We start from the raw sequence: 21519 nt of genomic DNA, 5'->3' as shown, positions 1-21519 counted from the left end.
CTCAGTCTTCCCGGGTCACGCGCAGCACCTCTTCGAGGCTGGTCTGCCCCTTGAGCACCTTGTCGATGCCGTCGCGGCGGATGCTGGGGGTGTGACCCCGGATCAGCCGCTCGATGGCGAGCTCGCCGCTGGCGCTGTGGATCGCCTCGCGCACCGCCTCGTCCACCACCACCAGCTCGTGGATGCCGGTCCGGCCGCGATAGCCGGTGTGGTTGCACTGCTCGCAGCCCACCGGACGCCAGATCTGCTGATCCGGCGCAAGCTCGATGCCCATGGCCAGACGCTCCTGCTCGGTGACAGGGTGCGGTGCGCGGCAATCCGGGCAGAGGGTGCGCACCAGCCGCTGGGCCAGTACCGCCAGGAGCGACGAGGAGAGCAGGAAGGGCTCGATCCCCATGTCCCGCATCCGGGTGATGGCGCCGATGGCGGTGTTGGTGTGCAGGGTCGACATCACCAGGTGACCGGTGAGGGATGCCTGCACCGCGATCTGGGCGGTCTCGAGGTCACGGATTTCCCCCACCATCACCACGTCCGGATCCTGACGCAGAATGGCGCGCAGGCCCCGGGCGAAGGTCATGTCCACCTTGCTGTTGACCTGGGTCTGGCCCACCCCTTCGAGGTCATATTCGATGGGGTCTTCGACGGTCAGGATGTTGCGATCCCGGGAGTTGATCTCCGAGAGGGCCGCATAAAGGGTGGTGGACTTGCCCGAACCGGTCGGGCCCGTCACCAGGATGATGCCGTGGGGCTTGCGAATGAGTTCGCTGATGATGTTGCGGTTGGCCAGTGTCATGCCGAGCTGCTTGAGCTCGAGGCGCACGTTGTTCTTGTCGAGCAGTCGCAATACCACCCGCTCGCCGTAGCTGGAGGGCATGGTGGAGACCCGCACATCCACCGCCCGGCCGCCGATGCGCAGTGAGATGCGGCCATCCTGGGGCACCCGCTTCTCGGCGATGTCCATGCGCGACATGACCTTGATGCGCGACACCAGCAGGGAGGCGAGCTTGCGATGGGGGCGCAGGATCTCCCGCAGCACCCCATCGATGCGAAAACGGATCACCAGGGCCCGCTCGAAGGTCTCGATGTGGATGTCGGACGCCTCTTCTTTTATCGCCTCGCTCAACATGGCATTGATGAGGCGAATGATGGGGGCATCGTCGTCGGCATCCAGCAGATCCTCGCTCTGGGGCAGCTCCTCGGCCAGGGCAAAGAAGTCCATCTCGTTGCCGAGATCCTCCATCAGCTGACGCGCCTCAGAGGAGTCACGCTGATAGTGGGCCATCAGGAGCGTCTCGAACTCGTCGTTGCCAAGCTGCTCCACCGCGAAGGCACAGCCCGCCACCCGTCGCACCTCCAGCAGGGTCTGGGGGGAGATCCCCTGACGACAGAGCAGCACCGGGGCACCCTGGCGCTCGGTCAGGATGGCCCCGAAGTTGCGGGCAAACGCGAACGGCAGTTCCGGCAGGGGAGCCGGCAGCTCGCTGCCATCGAGCTGGTAGGCGGCCATCAGGGCTTGCTCTGCACGAAGGGCTGCTCCTGCACCTGGGCGCGCACGCCGGTGGCGGTCGCCTGCTGCTGGGCCTGCATTCTCTGGATCTGCTGCTGCACCTCGGGGGACATCATCACGTCCTGGCCATAGGCGGGCAGCACCTGGCGAGCCGGCGAGGTGGCATAGCCCTCTTCCGCAGCCCGGCTCAGCTGTTCGGCCCTGAACAGGGTGTACTTGTTGCTGGAGACCCCGGAGTAGACATTGGCGTCACGCAATATGGTCGGGCGGATGAAGACCATCAGGTTGCGCTTGGCGGTGGAGGTCTTGGAGGAACGGAACAGGTAGCCCAGCACCGGAATATCCCCGAGCAGGGGCACCTTGGAGATCTGCTCCTGGGTCTGTTCGTCCATCAGGCCGCCCAGCACCACTGTCTCGCCGCTCTTGACCAGCACGGCGTTCTTCACGGTGCGGGTATCGAAGGTGGGGCCCAGGTTGGCGGTCCCGGTCGCCTGCTTCTGTGCCACGCTGGAGACCTCCTGCTCGATGTTGAGCAGCACGGAATCTCCTTCGTTGATCTGGGGCGTCACCACCAGCTTGGTCCCCACCGTCTTGCGCTCTATGGTGTTGAACACCTGATCGCTGGTGGTGGAGCTCTGGGAGCCGCTCTGCACCGGCACTTCCTGACCGACGTTGAAGGAGGCCTCCTTGTTGTCCATGGTGACGATGCTCGGGGTGGAGAGGATGTCGTTCTTGCTGTTGGTGGAGAGCGCCGTCACCAGCGCCGCCCAGTCTCCGTGATAGAAGCCTGCCGCCATGCCGCTGAAGCTGCCCGCCAGGGATGACAGGCCGTCGGTGTTGCCGTTGTCTTTGTAATCCTTGGCGGCGATGGCCAAGGAGCCGATGGGCAGACCGGTGTCGGTGAACTGGGTGCCGCCGCCATTGGTGTTGGCCCACTGCACCCCGAGGTTCATGCCGTCACCATCCGATATCTCGACGATGATGGCCTCCACCAGCACCTGGGCACGACGAATGTCGAGCTTGGCGATGACCTGCTCCAGCTCGGCCATCACGTCCGGCTGGGCGGTGATCACCAGGGCATTGGTGGTCTCGTCGGCGGAGATGGCGAGCTGGCCGCCGCCGATGCTGGCGCCGCCCGTGGCCGTGGCAGCCGCCCCGCCCTTCTTGTCGGCGGCGATGCTGGAGCTGACCCCCTTGAGGACGTCCACCAGATCCTTGGCCTTGCCATATTTCAGGTAGAAGACCCGGGTGTTGCCCTGGCTCTGCAGATCCCGGTCGAGCTGGCGCACCATCTGGATGATGCGGGCACGGGCCTTGGGCTCGCCGCTGATGACCACGGAGTTGGTGCGCTCGTCGGCCACCACCTTGGGGGAAAGCAGCAGCGAGGCGTTGGCCCCCTGATTGCTGCCATCCTTGTTGAGGTTGGTCACCAGCCGCACCATCTCGCCGGCGGAGGCGAACTTGAGCTTGATGACGTCCATGTCCTGATCCCCCGCCTTGTCCACCCGGCGAACCACCTCCACCAGGCGGTTGACGACAGCGGCGCGGCCAGTGATGAGCAGCACGTTGGAGGGCTCGTAGTGGACCACGTTGCCGCCGCCGGCGTTGTCGTTGAGCTGACGCAGCAGGGGGGCCAGTTCACGGACCGAGACATTGCGCACCGGCACGACCCGGGTCACCATCTCGTCACCCACGCCGGGGTTGGTGTCATCCACCACGGGGATGGCCGAGGTCTTGGCATCCTTGGAGCGCACTACCTTGAGCACGCCGTTGTTCATGGGCACCACGGCAAAGCCGTAAACGTCGAGCACGCTCAGGAAGAACTGGTAGTACTGATCCTCGTTGAGCAGGTCATAGCTGCGCACGTTGATCTTGCCGCGTACCGATGGCTCTATGATGATGGTTTTGTTCAGGTTCTTGCCGACCGTGTTGATGAACTCCTCGATGTCGGCGTTCTTGAAACTGGCGGAATACTCGGTGGCCCAGGCAGAACCGGCCATCATCAAGGCTGCCGCCATGGTGGCCAGACGCCAGCCCTTCCCTTTATTTGTCATTCTTGGTGCTACTCCAATTCATTATTCTGACAAGCCGACATAGACGTCGTAGAGCTGTCCTTGCCGCTCGACGGTGACGGTCATTTCCGTGGCGCCCGCCACCTGCTGCATCGCCTGCATAGCCTGGGCGTTGTCACGCAGATCCAGGCCGTTGATGCTGACCGCCAGATCGTTGGCGACCAGTCCGAGTTGATTGAACAGTTCCGGATTGCGACCCGGGTTGAGGCGATAGCCGGTCATGCGACCGTCCACCCGGACCGGAGAAATATTGAGGTAATCGGTGATCTTGCCCGGGTTGCCCAGCAGTTCGCTGCGCACGGAGGAGAGCCCCTCCTGGCGGGCCGGTTTGGGCAGGGGCTTGCCATACTCTTCCCCGTCCAGCATCAGGGTCTCGTCACGGCCGTCCCGGGCGATGATGACCCGATCGGCAAACACCTGGCGTATCCTGGCCTGGGTACCGTCGATGTAGTCCCCGATGCCGTAAGAGTTCTGTGTCCCGTTGTGGGCGATGATGGCGATGGACTTGGCGGGATCCGAGCTTGCCAGCACCCCGTTGAGCTGGGCATTGAGCTGGGTTTTCGGGGCATCCGCCGCCACCGTCTCTGCCGCCTTGTCCGCCTGGGGTTGCAGCGCCTTGCCAAAGAGAGAGAGGCGGCTGAGGTTGCCAAGATCGAGGCGATCGCCGCCACTCCCCTGCACCGAGGTGACCGAGGGTTGCCAGGGGGTCAGGGGAGCGGGCTGGGCCAGTTCGTACAGGCGCCAGGTGAGCACGGCACACTGCTGGGCCAGCAACAGCAGCAGAAGCCAGAACAGGGGCTGGCTGAAACGGGAAAGTGGCATGGCCTTGCAGCGAGCCAGAAGGGAAGTCAACAAATCATCCCTGAACGGTAGCGTCATCTTTCTCAAAATTGTCTGGCATCCAAGTCGGTTGGCTATTGTGTACGGCAATGGACCCAGAGACAACCGACCGGATGGGACCAAGGGGTGAAAATTCAGTTTCCGTCACACCCGGATGCCCCCTGTTTCTATCCCGGGGCCCGCCTCTGGTATAATCAGGCACCTTTTCAGCCATCCCGGAGCCGATCCATGTCGAATCCAGCACAAAGCAGCACTCAGGTCCGTCTCGACAAGTGGCTGTGGGCCGCCCGCTTTTACAAGACCCGCTGTCTGGCGCGGGATCAGATCGACGGCGGCAAGGTGCACTACAACGGCCAGCGCACCAAGCCGGGCAAGGCGGTCGAGGTCGGCGCCCTGGTGCGATTCTGGCAAGGCCAGGACGAGCGGGAGGTGCGGGTGCTCGAGGTGAGCGAGCAGCGCAAATCCGCCCCGCTGGCCCAGCAACTCTATGAAGAGACAGAGGCCAGCCTGAAGAAACGGGCCGAAAACAGCGAAGCCCGCCGCTTCAACAGCCAGTTTGCCCCAAGCCCGGAGCGCCGACCTGACAAGCAGGAGCGACGCCAGCTTATCCGGGTCAAGCAATCCTAATCCGCGTCTGTGGCCCCTTTATGACGACAGGTGGAGGAATTAGTTCCTAACCACCTGTTTAACAATGTGTTTATTTTCCCCCAAGAACATCCTAGGAAACCATGATGAGTAACCAAGACCTCCTGTATCGCTATCTGTTCGAAGAGTACGAAGTGCGTGGGGAGCTGGTCCAGCTGGATCGTACCTACCGCCACATCATCGACGCCCAGAACTACCCGGTACAGGTGCAGCACCTGCTGGGCGAGCTGCTGGTTGCCACCAGCCTGCTGACCGCCACCCTCAAGTTCGAAGGCTCCATCACGGTGCAGCTGCAGGGGGACGGTCCGGTACGTCTGGCCGTCATCAACGGCGACAACAACCAGCAATTGCGCGGCGTGGCACGCTATGAAGGGGAGCTGCCGACGGACGGCAAGCTGCAAAGCCTGATCGGCAACGGCCATCTGGTCATCACCATCACCCCGGATCAGGGAGAGCGCTATCAGGGCATCATCGCCCTGGAGGCCGACACCCTGGCGGCCTGCCTGGAGCACTACTTCGCCCAGTCCGAACAACTGGCCACCCGCCTCTGGATCCGCACCGGCCACCACGAGGGCGAGCCCCGTGCGGCGGGCATCCTGCTGCAGGAGCTGCCGGCCCAGAGCGAGGATCACAGCGACGATTTCGACCACCTGGTCCAGCTCACCACCACCATCAAGGACGAAGAGCTGTTCGGTCTGGACGCGGAAGAGATCCTCTACCGCCTCTACCACCAGGACAAGGTACGGGTGTTCGATCCCCAGGCCATCGAGTTCCGCTGCACCTGCTCCCGCGCCCGTTGCGAAGGGGCCTTGCTGCAGATAGACAAGGAGGAAGCGGTATCCATGGTGCAGGAGCTCGGCAAGATCGACATGCACTGCGATTACTGCGGCGCCCACTACGAATTCGACGGGATAGACATCGAAACCCTGTTCAGCAGGGCTCCCGGTAATGATGCAAACCAGTTACACTAATCAAAGGCGGGCAAAACCCGCCTTTAACTTAAATAACAAAAAAATACCCTATTTTATAAAGTTTGATGGCGATCGCTAAAAACTACCACCTAGGTGGTAGCATGAACGTCAGATAGAACCCTACACACCTCTGAACCCAGGAGAATACAATGACAATCGTGGTAGAACCCACCCTGGCCCAACAACTGAAGCTGGACCAATACGGTATCAAAAACAGCCAGGAAATCGTTCGCAACCCCTCCTATGAGCAGCTTTTCGCTGAAGAGACCCGCTCAGACCTTGAGGGCTTCGAACGTGGCGTCGTCACCGAGCTTGGCGCCGTCAATGTCAACACCGGCATCTTCACCGGCCGCTCCCCTAAAGATAAATATATCGTCAAAGATGCCACTACCCAGGATACTGTGTGGTGGTCTGACCAGGGTAAAAACGATAACAAGGCGATTACCCCGGAAGTGTGGTCACATCTGAAAGGGCTGGTCACCAAACAGCTCTCCGGCAAGCGTCTGTTCGTGGTGGACGGCTTCTGCGGCGCCAACCCGGACACCCGCCTGGCTGTGCGCATCATCACCGAGGTGGCCTGGCAGGCGCACTTCGTGAAGAACATGTTCATCCGCCCGAGCGAAGAGGAGCTGAAGACCTTCAAACCGGACTTCGTGGTGATGAACGGTGCCAAGTGCACCAACCCGAACTGGAAGGAGCAGGGTCTCAACTCCGAGAACTTCGTCGCCTTCAACATGACCGAGAAGATGCAACTCATCGGCGGCACCTGGTACGGTGGCGAGATGAAGAAGGGCATGTTCTCCATGATGAACTACTTCCTGCCCCTGCGCGGCATCGCCTCCATGCACTGCTCCGCCAACGTGGGCAAGGATGGGGACGTGGCCATCTTCTTCGGCCTCTCCGGCACCGGCAAGACCACCCTCTCCACCGATCCCAAGCGTCAGCTGATCGGCGATGACGAGCACGGCTGGGATGATCACGGCGTGTTCAACTTCGAAGGGGGCTGCTACGCCAAGACCATCAAGCTCTCCGAAGAGGCCGAGCCGGACATCTACCACGCCATCCGCCGCGATGCGCTGCTGGAGAACGTGACCGTGGCTGCCGATGGCACCATCGACTTCGACGATGGTTCCCGCACCGAGAATACCCGGGTCTCCTACCCCATCTATCACATCGACAACATCGTCAAGCCGGTCTCCAAGGCGGGTCACGCCACCAAGGTGATCTTCCTGACCGCAGACGCCTTCGGTGTGCTGCCCCCGGTCGCCAAGCTGACCAAGGAGCAGACCAAGTACCACTTCCTGTCCGGCTTCACCGCCAAGCTGGCCGGTACCGAGCGCGGCATCACAGAGCCGACCCCGACCTTCTCCTCCTGCTTCGGCGCGGCTTTCCTCAGCCTGCACCCGACCAAGTACGGCCAGGAGCTGGTGAAACGGATGGAAGCGGCAGGGGCTGAAGCCTATCTGGTCAACACCGGCTGGAACGGCACCGGCAAGCGGATCTCCATCAAGGATACCCGTGGCATCATCGACGCCATCCTGGATGGTTCCATCGAGAAGGCGCCGACCAAGGTACTGCCGGTGTTCAATCTGGAAGTGCCGACCGAGCTGCCGGGCGTCAACCCCGCCATCCTGGATCCGCGAGACACTTACGCCGACCAGGCAGAGTGGGATGCCAAGGCGGCCGATCTGGCCGGGCGCTTCATCAAGAACTTCGAGCGCTTCACCGACAACGACGAAGGCAAACGCCTGGTCGCGGCGGGCCCGCAGTTGTAAGAAACGCGCCTCGCGTCTCGCAATCCCGTACCGGTCAGCCCTGCTGGCCGGTATTTTTTTGGCCGATGCGCGGCATATGACTCCCGCCAAGCCTTGCCTTGACGGCCCTTGCGCGTTAGATTCAGCCAAACTTTATACAATATACAATTTTGCAACCTGCCCGTGACCCCAGCATGACCCCACCTTACAAGACCCGAACCCAGATGGTGATGGAGAACCTCCGCGGCCGGATATTGCGTGGCGAGTTTGCAGCGGGCGCCCCCCTGCGCCAGGACGCCATCGCCAAGGAGCTGGCGGTGAGCCGTATCCCGGTACGTGAAGCCCTGATGCAACTGGAAGCGCAGGGGCTGGTGAAGTTCGAGGCCCATCGCGGCGCCGTGGTGACCATGCTGGATGCCTCGGCCATCGAGGAGCTCTTTTATTTGCGGGCACTGCTCGAAGCCGATACCCTGTTCCACGCCGTCGACCTGATGACGGAGGAGACCTTCGCCCAGGCGCAAGCCATCCTCGCCCAGTTTGATCTGGCGCTGGAGTCTGGCACCCAGATCGAACACTGGGCCGAGTTGAATCACCGCTTTCACGCCACCCTCTACCAGGCCGCCAATCGTCCCCAGGCACTGGAACTGATCGCCCAGATCAATCTGAGCTGCGACCGCTATGTGCGTTTCGAACTGCTGTTCGCCCAGGGCGGCGTGGACAAGGCCGAGCGGGAGCACGCCCGACTCCTTGAACTGTGCCGCGCCCGGCGCAAGCACGAAGCAGTGGTACTGCTCAAGCAACACATCGAGGCGGCAGGCCAGTCGATCAGACAGATCCTGGCAAGCGGCCACCATCAATGAACACTCACATCACCACAAGCTGGCAATAACGACATGAACCATTTCGAGATTATTGAAACCCGCGTCGCCCAGGTCAGGGCCACACTGGCCACGCTGGAGCTGGACGCCTTCATCGTTCCCCACGACGACGAGCATCTGGGGGAGTACATTCCCGCCTATGCCGAGCGGCTGGACTGGATCACGGGTTTCAACGGCTCCGCCGGGCTCGCCATCATCATGGCGCATCGGGCGGCCCTGTTCATCGACGGTCGTTATACCGTGCAGGCGCGCATGCAGGCGCCGGCCGAGCTGTTCGAGTTTCTCCACCTCAATGAAGACCCCCACGTGCAGTGGCTGGCGGAGCAGTTGCCCTCAGGCTCCCGGGTCGGTTTCGATGCCCGCCTGCACAGCCTGGCCTGGTATCAGAACGCCAACGCCGTGCTGGCCGATCACGGCATCGAGCTGGTGCGCATCGACGAGAACCCCATCGATCTGCACTGGAGCGATCGTCCCGCTCCGACCAAGAGCCCTGTCATCCTCTACAGCGAGGAGCTGGCGGGCCAGTCCAGCCAGGCCAAGCGCGAAATGCTGGCCAGCGATCTGCGCAAGCGCGGGCTGGATGCGGTGCTGCTGACCCAGGCCGAGCCCATCAACTGGCTGCTCAACCTGCGTGGTCGCGACGTGGAACGCCTGCCGGTGGTGCTGGGCTTTGCGGTGCTCTACGCCAACACCACCATGGATTTCTTCGTCGATACCGACAAGATCGACTGCTTCGCCTTCAGTCAGCACGTGGGGCAGGATGTCTCCGTCTACCCCATCGACAAGCTGGGTGACGTGTTGCAGCGCATCGGCGAGGATCAGCAGAAGGTGCTGGCCGACCCCAACACCGCCAACGCCTGGACCCAGCTCGTGATGGAAGAGGCAGGCGCCATTCTGGTGGCCGGCCAGGATCCCACCATGCTGCCCAAGGCGTGCAAGAACCCCGTGGAGCTGGCCGGCATGCGTGCCGCCCACCTGCGCGACGGCGTTGCCGTCACCCGCTTCCTGGCCTGGCTGGATCGCCTGATCGCCAGCGGCGAGTTCGACGGTGTGGACGAAGGCACCCTGGCCGACCAGCTGGAAGCCTTCCGCCACGAGCAGGAGCACTATGTGGAGCCGAGCTTCGACACCATCTCGGCACTCGGCCCCAACGCCGCCATGTGCCACTACCGCCACACTAACGGTACCCCGCGGGCCTTCGGCCAGGACAGCATCTATCTGGTGGACTCCGGCGCCCAGTACCTGGACGGCACCACCGACATCACCCGCACCGTCAAGGTGGGTGAGGTGACCGACGAGCACAGGGCCATGTTTACCCGGGTGCTGCAGGGTCATATTGCCCTGGATCAGGCCCGCTTCCCCCGCGGTACAGCCGGCATCCAGCTCGACGTGCTGGCCCGCATGCCCCTGTGGCAGGCCGGCTACAACTACGACCATGGCACCGGCCACGGGGTCGGCCACTTCCTCAGCGTGCACGAAGGCCCGCAGCGCATCGCCCCCAAGGGCAGCCTGGTGGCCCTGCAGCCGGGCATGGTGCTCTCCAACGAGCCGGGCTACTACCGGGAAGATGCCTTCGGCATCCGCTGTGAAAACCTGGTGGTGGTGACCGAACAGGAGGCCCGTGGCGAGCTGCCGATGCTGGGCTTCGAGCGACTGACCTATGTGCCGTTCGACATCCGCCTCATCGATCGCAGCCTGCTGAGCCCGGCGGAGTTCCGCTGGATCAACGAATACCATGCGGAGGTCTACCGCCGTCTGAGTCCGCTGCTGGAGGGCGAGGATCTCGCCTGGCTGGAGCAGGCAACCAGCCTCCTCTGATGACACAGGGCCTGCGGGCCCTGTTTCTTTATCTGCGACATGCCACAAATGCCCCCCTTGCATCGACTCCCCGCCCCTTCTACCCTGTGCCTCCTTTTTGGCTGCCCCGCAGCAGAGACCCGATCAGAGGAGCCCCGATGCACTCGTCCCCCGTATTGCGCCTTGCCACCCACACCGACATGCACGCCATCTGGCAGATAGATGCCGATGTCTTCGGCGAGGATGTCTACCCCGGTTTCTTCTTTCGCCAGGCCATGGATCTGTGGCCCGAACTGCTGGTCGTCGCGGAACGGGAAGGCCGGCTGCTGGGCTATGCCCTCGGGGGGCTTGGTCAGGATCGGTCGCAGGGCTGGCTGCTCTCCCTCGCAGTGCGTCCCGAAGCGCGCGGCTTCGGCCTGGCCGAGCAAATGATGTTGCAGGTGGAGCAGGCTCTGGCGCATTTGCAGGTTGCCCGGGTGAGGCTGACCGTGGATCCCGCCAATCCGGCCCAGCGCCTCTACTTAAGGCTGGGTTATCAGCAGTTGGCAGAAGAGAGAGGCTACTTCGGGCCGGGCGAGGATCGCCTGCTGCTGGAAAAAGCCCTGACCTGACCATCCGTCACCGGCACGGGAGCCTTCCGGCCACATAATTGGTTACACTTTGCGGGTTTAATGCGCAATCTGGTTGGCGTAAAGTGCAATTCATCACCAGATTAATCCGATGCCCGCCCAGGAGGCCCATCATGTTCAAACGTATTGCTCTCGTCACCCTGCTGGCGGCCACCACCGCCATCACCGGCTGTGCCAACAGCGACGTCTACTCCGGCGATGTCTACACCAAGGATCGCGCCAAGCAGGTACAGACCGTCAGCTATGGCACCATCCTCTCCACCCGCCCCGTCAAGATCCAGGCCGATGAGAACTCCCTGATCGGCACCATTGGCGGCGCCGTGGTCGGCGGCCTGCTCGGCAGCACCATAGGCGGCGGTCGTGGCAGTGACATCGCGGCGGCCGGTGGCGCCATCGCGGGTGCGGCGGCCGGCAAGGCGGCAGGGGACAAACTCAACCAGGTTGACGGGGTCGAGCTCGAGATCAAGAAAGAGAACGGCGAATCCATCGTGGTGGTACAAAAGGCCAGCCCCACCTTTGTGCCTGGCGCCCGGGTCCGCATGACCCAGGGCAACGGCACCATCAACGTGGCCGTGGTGAACTGATAGCGCCGCTCAAGGTGCACAATGCCATAAAAAAAGGTGAGCCCGGGCTCACCTTTTTGCGCTCTGCACCACTGAGGATTCACCCGCCCAGATGCAGCCAAGCCGCGATGGACAGCTGCAGGCCCACCAGGTCGGCATGGTGGAACAGGGCATGCAGTGATGCACGATCCCCGGCCACCTGCACCATCAGACGCTGTTGCGCCTGCAGGTCGGCCAGCCAGGAGGGGGGCACCGTCAGCGTGCCTGCTGCCTCGGCAACCAGGGATACCCCCTCGAGCAGGGCATGCAGCGCCCGTTGTTGTTCGCCAGCATCGCCACTCTCGAGCCAGAGCTGCTCATGATGCTGCCAGTGCTGCAGACCCAGGGTAATGCTGACCTTCTGATCTTTGCCCACAATCCTTTGCAGGGGCTGCACGGCCAGTGGCTTGCCAAGCCCAGCCAGCCTGTATCCGCGCTGCGCCTTGGACTGGGCACCCAGCCGCAATCCTCCCAGCGCCGCCAGCTTGCTCGCCAGGGTGAACAGGGCGCGGGCATCGCCGGATTTCAGCTCCAGCTCCAGCTCGTCGATCCCGATACGCCCCAGGGCACCGACAATCTCCCCCTGATCCCAGGCCAGCTCGATCTCGGCATCTCCGAATGCGAGCAGCCAGTGGCGGCGCAGGAAATCGGTGCTGAACTGGGCCACCAGACGGCTCTGGAGTTCATCGCGCACCACCAGACTCGGCCAGATATCGGCAGGAAAGGCAGACAGGGTCGGAATGGTTCCCTCCACCGGGGTGTTGTACTCGGGTCTGGCGTGCAATCCGCCCACGACCTGCCCCCGGCACTTGATGGTCTGCTCGGAAAAATCATCGCTGCGACGAATGCGCAACCCCATCTCGAGCCCACGCAAACCCAGATCGGGCGTGTCGAAATAGACGTTGCCAAGAGCGGCTTGATTGGAAGAGATAATCTCTAGTGAATTCAGAATGTTGGAGATGGATTCTTGAATATTGCTGGTGACGAAAAACTTTATCTCGATCTCAGTTTGCATAGTCATTCCGGGCTGGCGGGCAACTTTGGGGGGCATGTTCAGGGTCGCGAGGATATAATGCCAGCGACAGTTCACGATTAATTCACGGTTTTATTGATGGCACAGTTCGGTTACCATGCGCCCCTCATAAAATCGTATCGAGTGTTTTTTCACCGACACAGGTTTGGCCATGCCAGTAAATACTATTTTGGGTCTTTTTGCCAAGTCCCCCATCAAGCCGCTGCAGAAGCATATCGTCAAGGTTCACGTGTGCTGCGAACAGCTCATTCCCTTCTTTGATGCCGTCGCTGAAGACCGCTGGGAAGATGCCGAGAAGATCCGGCAACAGATCGCCCAGCTGGAAAAAGAAGCGGACATCCTCAAGCGCGAAATCCGCTTGAAACTCCCTCGCGGCCTGTTCCTGCCGGTCGCCCGTACCGATCTGCTGGAGCTCTTGACCCAGCAGGACAAGATTGCCAACCGTGCCAAGGATATTTCCGGTCGCATGCTTGGCCGCAAGATGGAATTCCCCACCGAGATGCGCGCCGATTTCATGGCCTATCTCAAACGCTGTATCGATGCGACCGCCCAAGCCGAAAAAGCCATCGGAGAACTCGATGAGCTGCTCGAAACCGGCTTTAAAGGACGTGAAGTTGAAATGGTTGCCGAGATGATCCACCAGCTGGATCTCATCGAGGACGATACTGACACCATGCAGATCGGACTGCGCCAACAGCTGCAAGCCGTTGAGCACAAATACAATCCGATCGACGTTATGTTCCTCTACAAGATCCTCGAATGGGTAGGTGACCTGGCTGATCAGGCAGAGCGCGTTGGCGCCCGTCTGGAATTGATGCTGGCTCGTTCGTAATCGACTGACTGGGTAAACACTACTAATGGACATTATCGCAAATTACGGCACCACCCTGGTGCTCGTGGCGGCCTTGTTCGGCTTTTTGATGGCCTGGGGCATTGGTGCGAACGACGTCGCCAACGCCATGGGCACATCGGTCGGCACAAAGTCCCTGACCATCCGTCAGGCGATCATCATCGCCATGATCTTCGAGTTCGCCGGTGCCTATCTGGCCGGTGGCGAAGTGACGGCCACCATCCGCAGCGGCATCATCGACAGCAACGCCTTTGCCGACACGCCGGATCTGCTGGTGCTCGGCATGATCGCCTCCCTGCTGGCTGCGGGTCTGTGGCTGATCCTGGCCTCCTATTTCGGCTGGCCCGTCTCCACCACCCACTCCATCATCGGCGCCATCGTGGGCTTCGCCGTGGTGAGCATCGGTCCGGAAGCGGTACAGTGGAACAAGTTTGGCGGCATCGTCGGCTCCTGGGTAGTCACGCCGGCCATCTCGGGCATCATCGCCTACTTCATGTTCATCAGCGTGCAGAAGCTCATCTTCAACACGGACAACCCCCTGGACAACGCCAAGCGCTATGTCCCCTTCTACATGTTCCTGACGTCCCTGGTCATCTGCCTAGTCACCATCAAGAAGGGGCTGACCCACGTCGGTCTGCACCTGAGCAATGGCGAGGGCGTCCTGCTCTCCGTCGCCATCTCCATCGCGGTGGCGTTTGCCGGCTGGATCTATATCCGCGGCCAGCAGTACAACCCGAAAGATGACAGCAAGATGCACTTCGCCAACGTGGAGAAGGTGTTCGGCATCCTGATGATCATCACCGCCTGTGCCATGGCCTTCGCCCACGGCTCCAACGACGTGGCCAACGCCATCGGTCCGCTCTCTGCAGTCGCCTCCATCGTGGCGGCCGGCGGCGAGATCGGCGGCAGCTCCCACATCGCCTGGTGGATCCTGCCCCTTGGCGGCATCGGCATCGTCATCGGTCTGGCCACCATGGGCGAGAAGGTGATGGCGACCGTCGGCACCGGCATCACCCACCTGACCCCGAGCCGTGGCTTCGCCGCCCAGCTGGCCACCGCCGCCACCGTGGTGATCGCCTCCGGCACCGGTCTGCCCATCTCCACCACCCAGACCCTGGTGGGTGCCGTCATGGGTGTCGGTCTGGCACGGGGCATCGCGGCCCTGAACCTGGGCGTGCTGCGCAACATCGTGGTCTCCTGGGTCATCACCCTGCCCGCGGGCGCCATCCTGGCCATCGCCATCTTCTACGTGCTGCAGGCCTGCTTCTCCTGAGCAGCCCACGCCGCACGACAAAAAGCCCGGGTCATTGACCCGGGCTTTTTTATGCTTCGCCCATATCACGCCGTCGATTGAGCGTCGATCGGCTGCGGCGTTTACTCCTCGATGAAGGTCCACTCGTCGCGCACCCGGCTGATGGCATCGAGCCGCCGCTTGGCAAGCTGCTCGCGGATTGCCTCCCCCTTGAAGCCGGCCGCCACTATCTCCTTGACCGGCACAGCCTGCGCCGCCTCCAGGGCCTCGGCGACATAGTCCGGCTGACTGTAGACCTTCTCTTCGAAGCCGGTACGACCGTGGAAGTCGGCGCGACAGGCATCGAGCAGCTGGGCAAAGCGCTCCGGTCTGCGCCAGGCATCGGCCTTGTCGAATACCTTGAGCAGGGTCGCGGGCTTGAGCTCGAAGGCAATGTGGATATGGGTGTGCAGGTCGCTCACCAGCAGGGCCAAATCGCGACACTCGTTCGGCACCCGGAAGCGCTCGCAAAAATCCCGAATGAGCGGCAACCCCTTCTGACCATGGCCGTGATGGCTCGGCCAGAAGGCGGGCGGAGTCAGCCCCTTGCCAAAGTCGTGGCAGAGGGACGCGAAGCGCACGGTCAATTCGGGGGAGAGACGACATGCCTGCGCCAGCACCATCATGGTATGGATGCCGGTGTCGATCTCCGGGTGCCATCTGGCAGGGGCCGGCACCCCGAACAGGGCATCGAGCTCGGGGAAGAGCGCCTTGAGTGCGCCGCATTCGCGCAGCACCTCGAAGAAGATCTGGGGTGTCGGCCCCAGCAGCACTTTTTCCAGCTCCTTCCAGACCCGCTCCGGGGTCAGGTGGGCCAGCTCTCCAGCCTCCGTCATCTCGCGCATCAGCCCCAACGTCTCGGGGGCCACCACGAACCCCTGGGCATGGAAACGGGCGGCGAAGCGCGCCACCCGCAGGATGCGCAGGGGATCCTCGGCAAAGGCCGGCGAGACATGGCGCAGCAACCGCGCCTCCAGATCCTGCACGCCGCCGTAGGGATCGTGCAGTTGCCCGTCCTCATCTTCGGCGATGGCGTTGATGGTGAGATCCCGGCGCAGCAGATCCTGCTCCAGCGTCACCTCGGGGGCGGCATGGCAGACGAAGCCGGTGTAACCCTGCCCCTGCTTGCGCTCGGTGCGCGCCAGGGCGTACTCCTGCTGGGTTTTGGGGTGAAGAAAGACCGGAAAGTCTCGGCCCACCTGGGTGAATCCGAGACCCAGCATCTGCTCCACCGTGGCGCCGACCACCAGGTGATCCCGATCCCCCTGGGGCAATCCCAACAGGCGATCCCGCACCGCCCCTCCGACCAGATAAATCTGCACGCGCACTCTCCCTCGATAAACTTGCCCCGATGATACCGCTTTTGGCCAAGAGAGACGATGTGCACCCGTCGCACCGGGCTCGCCATCACTCAGCCGGGCGGCCACTTCCCGCCATCGTCCTGGGTGAGTCAGCCCGTGGTTCGAGCCAGCTCCCCTTATGGTATCCGGGTCTTTGACATCCCTTTTGGGAGGCTTTAACCTGCCGCCCATAACAATGGAATGGATCCTTATGTACACACAGTTCTTCGGTCTGTCGGAGCCCCCGTTCTCCATCTCGCCCAATCCCAAATACCTCTATATGAGCGAGCGTCACGGGGAGGCCCTCGCCCACCTCAACTACGGGTTGCAGGACGGTGGCGGCTTCGTGCTGCTGACCGGGGAAGTGGGTACGGGAAAGACCACCGTCTCCCGCTGCCTGCTGCAGCAATTGCCCGCCGACACCGAGATCGCCTACATCCTCAATCCCTCTCTGACCGAGCGGGATCTGCTGGCCGCCATCTGCGACGAATTCCAGTTGCCCTACGGCGAAGAGGCCAGCCTCAAGCAATTGTTCGACCTTATCCGGGATCATCTGCTGGCGAATCTGGCGGCAGGCAAGCGCAGCGTGGTGCTGGTGGATGAAGCCCAGCACCTGCTGCCCGGCGTGCTGGAGCAGTTGCGACTGCTCACCAATCTGGAGACAGACGAGAAGAAACTGCTGCAGGTGGTGCTCATCGGCCAGCCCGAGCTGCAACAGATGCTGCGCCAGCCCCTGCTGCGCCAGCTGGCGCAGCGGATCACCGCCCGCTATCACCTGCTGCCGCTGTCGCGCCAGGATGTGGATGCCTATGTCCGCTTCCGGTTGCAGGTGGCAGGCTGCGTCCAGCCCATCTTCACCCCCAGGGCCATCCAGACCCTGCATCGCCTCTCCGGGGGCATTCCCCGTCTCATCAACCTCATCTGCGACCGCGCCCTCATCGCCGCCTTCGCCCGTGGCAGCCACAAGATAGTGCACGGGGACATCAGCCAGTCCGCGTATGAGGTGAGCGGCATTCGCGACGAGGGAAGCTGGCAATCCGGCCTCACGGTCGCCCTGGTGGGCGCCCTGCTGGTCGCCACCGGCTGGTGGGGCTGGCAATTCTTCGGATTCTTCCCAGCCCGCCCCCTGGTCAAGGTCGAGGTACCGGTCAAGGTGGATGACACGCCGGAGCAGCAAGCCCAGCTGACCCGCGCCATCAATCAGGCGCTGGAGCCGGACGTCGCCATGCAGAATCTCTACAAGGTATGGGGCTACCAGGCCGAGCTGGAGGAGGCAACCTGCGACAATGCCCCCCGTGCGGGCCTGCGCTGCCAGGAGGGAGAAGCCTCCCTGGCGCAATTGCAGGCGCTGCAATACCCGGCCCTCATCAGTCTCACCGACGAGACCGGCGGCCTCTATTACGCCACCCTGGTCAGCCTGGGGGCGGACAAGGCTTCCCTGCTCATCGGCAACCAGAGCTGGCAGGTGGACAGGCAGTGGCTCTCCGACGCCTGGGGCGGCAGCTACACCCTGCTCTGGCGCATGCCCAGGGGCAACGTGCCCCTGATAGCGAGCAATGCCGGGGCTGCCCAGGTGCAGTGGCTGGACAACGCCCTTAGCCGCGCCATGCAGCAACCCGATCGCAAGGTGAGTCGATTCGATGCCACCCTCAAGAACAAGCTGCAACAGTTCCAGCGCGAGCAGGGACTGACCCCGGACGGCATCGCCGGCAGCAACACCCTGCTGCGGCTGAATGTGGCCTCCGGCGAACCCATGCCCAGGCTGGAGGATGAATCCCTGCGAGCCAGTACGCCGGTCGATCTCGACAGCGTGGCGGATGATGAGACGGATCCCATGGTCGAGGAGGCCTCCTGATGTCCACCCTGCTCAAGGCCCTGCGCCGGGCCGACCAGCCCCAGTTCACCCCCCATATGCCGCTCATGGGTCTGCCCGTGAGCCAGGAAGAGGAGCCCAACCGCCGCTGGATCTGGTGGGCCCTGGTGCCCCTGGCCCTGGTGATGGGCGCCGCCGCCAACTATGGCTGGCACCTCTATCACCTCAAACCCGTGGAACAGCAGGTCGAAGTGAAGGAAGTGGTGACTCCCCCCTTCGTGCGGGTCGAACCCAGGCCCATGATCACCCGGCCGCTGCCGCCCCCCTTGCCGGAGCCCGTGGTCGCTCCAAGACCTGCCGCAACCCCGGCTGCGACTACCGCAAACCAGGGGGGGCAGAGTCTGGCAGAACGGCTGATGGCCGCCCTCAACAACACGCCGCTGGTGGAAGAGAGTGCGCCCCAGGCTCAGGTCCAGACCAGTGCCATCCCCCTCGGCGCCCTGGCCCCGGCCCTGAAACAGCAGGTACCGTCCCTGACCTATGGTGCCCACAACTACTCCTCCGACCCTGCCAAGCGGGCCGTCGTGCTCAATGGACGGGAGTGGCGCGAGGGCAATGAAATAGCCCCCGGTGTCATCCTGGCAGCCATCGCCCAGGACTACATCGTCCTGCAGGTCGGCGGCCAGTATGCCAGCCTCAAGGCGCTGCAAGACTGGCGCGGCTGATCTGCCGGCATCCAGTGGCCCTCCCCCGGGAAGGTCACCGCCTATTCAGAGGGAGCCCGAGAGCTCCCCTTTTTAATCAATAACCTACACTCGACCTTTGCCATGCGCCGGGTCGGGGATCGCCCTCCTGATGGCGGGCGGACTTATCATCAGAACATGAGCACACTGTGAGCCACTCAGACAACACCACCTTCGCCACCCGTATTCTGGACTGGTACCAGATCCACGGCCGCAAGACCCTGCCCTGGCAGCAGGACAAGACCCCCTACCGGGTCTGGGTCTCCGAGATCATGCTGCAACAGACTCAGGTTGCCACTGTCATCCCCTATTACGAGCGGTTCATGGCCCGCTTCCCCGACGTGCTGGCCCTGGCCAACGCCCCCATCGACGAGGTGCTGCATCACTGGACCGGGCTTGGCTACTACGCGCGCGCCCGCAACCTGCACAAGGCCGCCCAGCAGATCCGCGATCTGCACGGCGGCCTCTTTCCGGAACAACTGGAAGAGGTGATGGCTCTGCCCGGCATCGGTCGCTCCACCGCCGGGGCCGTGCTCTCCCTCTCTCTGGGCCAGCCCCACGCCATCCTGGATGGCAACGTGAAGCGGGTACTCACCCGCTGGCTGGCGCTGGCGGGCTGGCCGGGCCAGAAGCAGGTCGAGCACGATCTCTGGGAGCTGGCGACCCGCCTCACCCCGCGCGTCGGGGTGGCCCAGTACAACCAGGCCATGATGGACATGGGGGCCACCGTCTGCACCCGCAGCAAGCCCGCCTGCGAGCGCTGCCCGGTGCAGGCCGATTGCCAGGGGCTGTCGCAGGGCAACCCCACCTCCTACCCTCACAGCAAGCCGAAGAAGAGCATTCCGGCACGCAACGGCATTATGCTGATCATCCGCCACGGCGATCAGCTGCTGCTGGAGAAGCGTCCGCCGCAAGGGATCTGGGGCGGGCTTTACTGCTTCCCGCAGGTGGAATCCCTCACCGAGGTGACCGGACGACTGCGGGAGTTGGGGCTGGAGGATGCCGCCTATCAGGAGCTCGCTGGATTTCGTCACACTTTCAGCCACTTCCACCTCGATATCCGCCCTTTGCTGATCGAAATGGCTGTTCCGCCCGCCCCCCTGCTCATGGAAGCGGATACCCGACTCTGGTATAACTTACGCCATCCTGCCGAGGTGGGATTGGCGGCGGCCACGGCCCGTCTGCTCGCCTACCCGGACTTACAACCAGACTTGCAACCACAGAGGTCAACATGAGCCGTACCGTATTTTGCCTGCGCCTGAAGAAAGAAGCGCCGGGTCTCGATTTCCAACTCTACCCCGGTGAACTCGGCAAGCGGATCTTCGACAACATCAGCAAGGAAGCCTGGACCGAGTGGCAGAAGAAGCAGGTCATGCTGATCAACGAGAAGAAGCTGAACATGATGAATCTCGAGCACCGCCAGTTGCTGGAAAAAGAGATGGTCAGCTATCTGTTCGACGCGGGTGAAGTCCAGATCGACGGCTACACCCCTCCCAGCCAGTGAGCGGGAATCGAGTCAAAGGGCCAGCGTCCCCCTGAGTCGTCGACATGCCGCAGGGTGACACCAATCCTGGCTCAGGCCAGTCAGTGACGGGCGGCCCCACCGCCCGGTTTGAGGATCTTATGGGTCGTTTTTTTGGGCTGCTGTGCGCCCTGCTGTTTCTCTCTGCCTGTTCATCCACACCCCAGACCAGCGGGAGTGGCGATGATGATCTGGTCAACGGCAAGGACGTGCGCGGTTTTGAACACATGATCAGTGCGCTCTCCCATAACGTGAACGAGATATGGGGGCGCGAGGCGCTGTTCGCGGGCAAGTTTGACTACGTCAAATACACGGATCAGTACAAGAGCCGCGCCCACATCGATTTCTCCAGCGGTCACATCATGGTGGAGACCGTCTCGGGTCTGGATCCCCGCGCCCACCTGCGCCGCGCCATCATCGAAACCCTGCTAACCCCGGACGATCCGGCAGAGGTCGACCTCTATTCCGACCGTGAGATCATGCCTGGTGGCGAGCCCTTCCTCTATGGCCAGGTGCTGGACAACCAGGGACAAGCGATCCGCTCCAGCTGGCGTGCAGAGCGTTATGCCGACTATCTGATCACCAACGCGATGAAGAAGCGCACCCTCGGGATCCGCAACATCTTCTTCATCGACATTCCCATGGTGGCCAACCACGAAGACAGGCGCGGCTACAAATACGCCAGCATCATCCGCGACGCCTCCCGCAAGTACGGCGTCGCCGAGAGTCTCATCTACGCAGTGATCAAGACCGAGAGCAGCTTCAACCCCTATGCGGTCAGCCACGCCAACGCCTATGGCTTGATGCAGGTGATCCCGGCTACCGCTGGGCGGGATGTCTATGTGAGGGTCAAGGGCAAGGATGGCCAGCCGACCAGGGAAGATCTGTTCAATCCGGCCTACAACATCGATGTGGGGACAGCCTACCTGCACCTGCTGCAGACCGTCTATCTGGCGGATATCCAGGATCCCCAGTCCCGCCGCTATGCGGTGATCTCCGCCTACAACGGTGGTGCGGGAGGGGTGCTCAACACCTTCTCCAACGATCGCAAGGCGGCCCCCGGCATGATAAACCGCCTCTCCCCCGAGGCCGTCTATCAGGTGCTGACCGAACAGCATCCCAAGGCAGAGGCTCGCCGCTATCTCTACAAGGTCAATCAGGCCGAGAAGGGGTTCAAGCGAACCGTCGCAAGCCGGGCTGGCTGATGGCATGCAAGAAGGGCGCTCCCGGAG

19 protein-coding genes are annotated in these 21519 nt (G+C 62.7%); 14 read left to right on the top strand and 5 right to left on the bottom strand.

The features are described 5' to 3' along the window. Position 1: 1 nt before the first annotated feature. From exeE to exeC, 3 genes are read right to left on the bottom strand one after another with little or no spacing between them, the layout of a single operon-like run. Complete coding sequence (gene exeE, locus C2U37_RS10535; protein WP_041211720.1) at positions 2–1507, bottom strand: GspE family T2SS ATPase variant ExeE; 1506 nt, start codon at positions 1505–1507, stop codon at positions 2–4. After that, entirely contained in the window at positions 1507–3561 is a 2055-nt protein-coding gene (gene exeD, locus C2U37_RS10530; RefSeq protein ID WP_010675726.1) for a GspD family T2SS secretin variant ExeD, read from the bottom strand. Before exeD ends, exeE begins: the two co-directional genes overlap by 1 nt. Before the next feature lie 21 nt (positions 3562–3582). Then, the gene (gene exeC, locus C2U37_RS10525) at positions 3583–4431 is read right to left on the bottom strand and encodes a GspC family type II secretion system variant ExeC (protein ID WP_372587280.1); all 849 of its coding nucleotides are present in this window, start codon (positions 4429–4431) and stop codon (positions 3583–3585) included. 216 nt (positions 4432–4647) lie between these two features. Between exeC and hslR the strand changes: the two genes are divergently transcribed. From hslR to C2U37_RS10490, 7 genes are all read left to right on the top strand, one after another. After that, on the top strand, positions 4648–5046 hold the full coding sequence (gene hslR / locus C2U37_RS10520) for a ribosome-associated heat shock protein Hsp15 (RefSeq protein ID WP_103259513.1): 399 nt from the start codon (positions 4648–4650) through the stop codon (positions 5044–5046). Positions 5047–5150: 104 nt separating this feature from the next. Then, positions 5151–6035 carry an Hsp33 family molecular chaperone HslO gene (gene hslO / locus C2U37_RS10515; RefSeq protein WP_182951373.1) on the top strand — a complete coding sequence of 295 codons (885 nt, stop codon included), beginning with the start codon at positions 5151–5153 and terminating at the stop codon, positions 6033–6035. A gap of 149 nt (positions 6036–6184) precedes the next feature. Further along, complete coding sequence (gene pckA, locus C2U37_RS10510) at positions 6185–7810, top strand: phosphoenolpyruvate carboxykinase (ATP) (RefSeq protein ID WP_010675730.1); 1626 nt, start codon at positions 6185–6187, stop codon at positions 7808–7810. 173 nt (positions 7811–7983) lie between these two features. Beyond that, positions 7984–8649 (top strand): GntR family transcriptional regulator, encoded by a 666-nt coding sequence (locus C2U37_RS10505; protein WP_029314822.1) that lies wholly within the window; start codon positions 7984–7986, stop codon positions 8647–8649. A 33-nt stretch (positions 8650–8682) separates the two neighbouring features. Further along, complete coding sequence (locus C2U37_RS10500) at positions 8683–10485, top strand: aminopeptidase P family protein (protein WP_045522080.1); 1803 nt, start codon at positions 8683–8685, stop codon at positions 10483–10485. 137 nt (positions 10486–10622) lie between these two features. Then, positions 10623–11075 (top strand): GNAT family N-acetyltransferase, encoded by a 453-nt coding sequence (locus C2U37_RS10495; RefSeq protein WP_104452240.1) that lies wholly within the window; start codon positions 10623–10625, stop codon positions 11073–11075. A 131-nt stretch (positions 11076–11206) separates the two neighbouring features. Continuing rightward, positions 11207–11677, top strand: a complete 471-nt coding sequence (locus C2U37_RS10490) for a glycine zipper 2TM domain-containing protein (RefSeq protein ID WP_010675734.1) — start codon at positions 11207–11209, stop codon at positions 11675–11677. 79 nt (positions 11678–11756) lie between these two features. Here the strand turns inward: C2U37_RS10490 and C2U37_RS10485 are convergent, their stop codons facing one another. Beyond that, positions 11757–12710, bottom strand: a complete 954-nt coding sequence (locus C2U37_RS10485; RefSeq protein ID WP_104452239.1) for a CYTH domain-containing protein — start codon at positions 12708–12710, stop codon at positions 11757–11759. 169 nt (positions 12711–12879) lie between these two features. On the opposite strand from C2U37_RS10485, the gene C2U37_RS10480 reads away from it, so the two are divergent. Continuing rightward, a complete protein-coding gene (locus C2U37_RS10480; protein WP_010675736.1) occupies positions 12880–13560 on the top strand; it encodes a TIGR00153 family protein in 681 nt (226 codons plus the stop codon). A 25-nt stretch (positions 13561–13585) separates the two neighbouring features. Continuing rightward, positions 13586–14851, top strand: coding sequence for an inorganic phosphate transporter (locus tag C2U37_RS10475; RefSeq protein WP_041211725.1), 1266 nt, complete (start codon positions 13586–13588; stop codon positions 14849–14851). Between the two features lie 101 nt (positions 14852–14952). On the opposite strand, the gene C2U37_RS10470 is transcribed toward C2U37_RS10475, so the two are convergent. Next, the gene (locus C2U37_RS10470) at positions 14953–16191 is read right to left on the bottom strand and encodes a multifunctional CCA addition/repair protein (RefSeq protein ID WP_045522083.1); all 1239 of its coding nucleotides are present in this window, start codon (positions 16189–16191) and stop codon (positions 14953–14955) included. Positions 16192–16420: 229 nt separating this feature from the next. Between C2U37_RS10470 and C2U37_RS10465 the strand changes: the two genes are divergently transcribed. The 5 genes from C2U37_RS10465 to mltC all read left to right on the top strand — a co-directional run bounded on the left by C2U37_RS10465 (position 16421) and on the right by mltC (position 21492). Further along, positions 16421–18064, top strand: coding sequence for an ExeA family protein (locus tag C2U37_RS10465; RefSeq protein WP_010675739.1), 1644 nt, complete (start codon positions 16421–16423; stop codon positions 18062–18064). Next, complete coding sequence (gene exeB, locus C2U37_RS10460; protein WP_010675740.1) at positions 18064–18747, top strand: GspB family T2SS assembly factor variant ExeB; 684 nt, start codon at positions 18064–18066, stop codon at positions 18745–18747. Before C2U37_RS10465 ends, exeB begins: the two co-directional genes overlap by 1 nt. A 167-nt stretch (positions 18748–18914) precedes the next feature. Then, positions 18915–20000 (top strand): A/G-specific adenine glycosylase, encoded by a 1086-nt coding sequence (gene mutY / locus C2U37_RS10455; protein ID WP_103259506.1) that lies wholly within the window; start codon positions 18915–18917, stop codon positions 19998–20000. Next, positions 19997–20269, top strand: a complete 273-nt coding sequence (locus C2U37_RS10450) for an oxidative damage protection protein (RefSeq protein WP_010675742.1) — start codon at positions 19997–19999, stop codon at positions 20267–20269. Before mutY ends, C2U37_RS10450 begins: the two co-directional genes overlap by 4 nt. 119 nt (positions 20270–20388) lie before the next feature. After that, positions 20389–21492, top strand: a complete 1104-nt coding sequence (gene mltC / locus C2U37_RS10445; RefSeq protein ID WP_104452238.1) for a membrane-bound lytic murein transglycosylase MltC — start codon at positions 20389–20391, stop codon at positions 21490–21492. Positions 21493–21519 lie beyond the last annotated feature (27 nt).

It is taken from the genome of Aeromonas sp. ASNIH1 (assembly GCF_002934285.1).
GTDB classification, from domain to species: Bacteria; Pseudomonadota; Gammaproteobacteria; order Enterobacterales; family Aeromonadaceae; genus Aeromonas; species Aeromonas caviae.
The sequence above is the reverse complement of the archived record's forward strand: the minus strand, read 5'-3'. Positions and strand labels throughout refer to the sequence as shown.

Coding starts and splice junctions, on each gene's coding strand:
- exeE (WP_041211720.1), bottom strand. CDS start 1,507: ATGGCCGCCTACCAGCTCGATGGCAGCGAGCTGCCGGCTCCCCTGCCG.
- exeD (WP_010675726.1), bottom strand. CDS start 3,561: ATGACAAATAAAGGGAAGGGCTGGCGTCTGGCCACCATGGCGGCAGCC.
- hslR (WP_103259513.1), top strand. CDS start 4,648: ATGTCGAATCCAGCACAAAGCAGCACTCAGGTCCGTCTCGACAAGTGG.
- hslO (WP_182951373.1), top strand. CDS start 5,151: ATGAGTAACCAAGACCTCCTGTATCGCTATCTGTTCGAAGAGTACGAA.
- pckA (WP_010675730.1), top strand. CDS start 6,185: ATGACAATCGTGGTAGAACCCACCCTGGCCCAACAACTGAAGCTGGAC.
- C2U37_RS10505 (WP_029314822.1), top strand. CDS start 7,984: ATGACCCCACCTTACAAGACCCGAACCCAGATGGTGATGGAGAACCTC.
- C2U37_RS10500 (WP_045522080.1), top strand. CDS start 8,683: ATGAACCATTTCGAGATTATTGAAACCCGCGTCGCCCAGGTCAGGGCC.
- C2U37_RS10495 (WP_104452240.1), top strand. CDS start 10,623: ATGCACTCGTCCCCCGTATTGCGCCTTGCCACCCACACCGACATGCAC.
- C2U37_RS10490 (WP_010675734.1), top strand. CDS start 11,207: ATGTTCAAACGTATTGCTCTCGTCACCCTGCTGGCGGCCACCACCGCC.
- C2U37_RS10485 (WP_104452239.1), bottom strand. CDS start 12,710: ATGCAAACTGAGATCGAGATAAAGTTTTTCGTCACCAGCAATATTCAA.
- C2U37_RS10480 (WP_010675736.1), top strand. CDS start 12,880: ATGCCAGTAAATACTATTTTGGGTCTTTTTGCCAAGTCCCCCATCAAG.
- C2U37_RS10475 (WP_041211725.1), top strand. CDS start 13,586: ATGGACATTATCGCAAATTACGGCACCACCCTGGTGCTCGTGGCGGCC.
- C2U37_RS10465 (WP_010675739.1), top strand. CDS start 16,421: ATGTACACACAGTTCTTCGGTCTGTCGGAGCCCCCGTTCTCCATCTCG.
- exeB (WP_010675740.1), top strand. CDS start 18,064: ATGTCCACCCTGCTCAAGGCCCTGCGCCGGGCCGACCAGCCCCAGTTC.
- C2U37_RS10450 (WP_010675742.1), top strand. CDS start 19,997: ATGAGCCGTACCGTATTTTGCCTGCGCCTGAAGAAAGAAGCGCCGGGT.
- mltC (WP_104452238.1), top strand. CDS start 20,389: ATGGGTCGTTTTTTTGGGCTGCTGTGCGCCCTGCTGTTTCTCTCTGCC.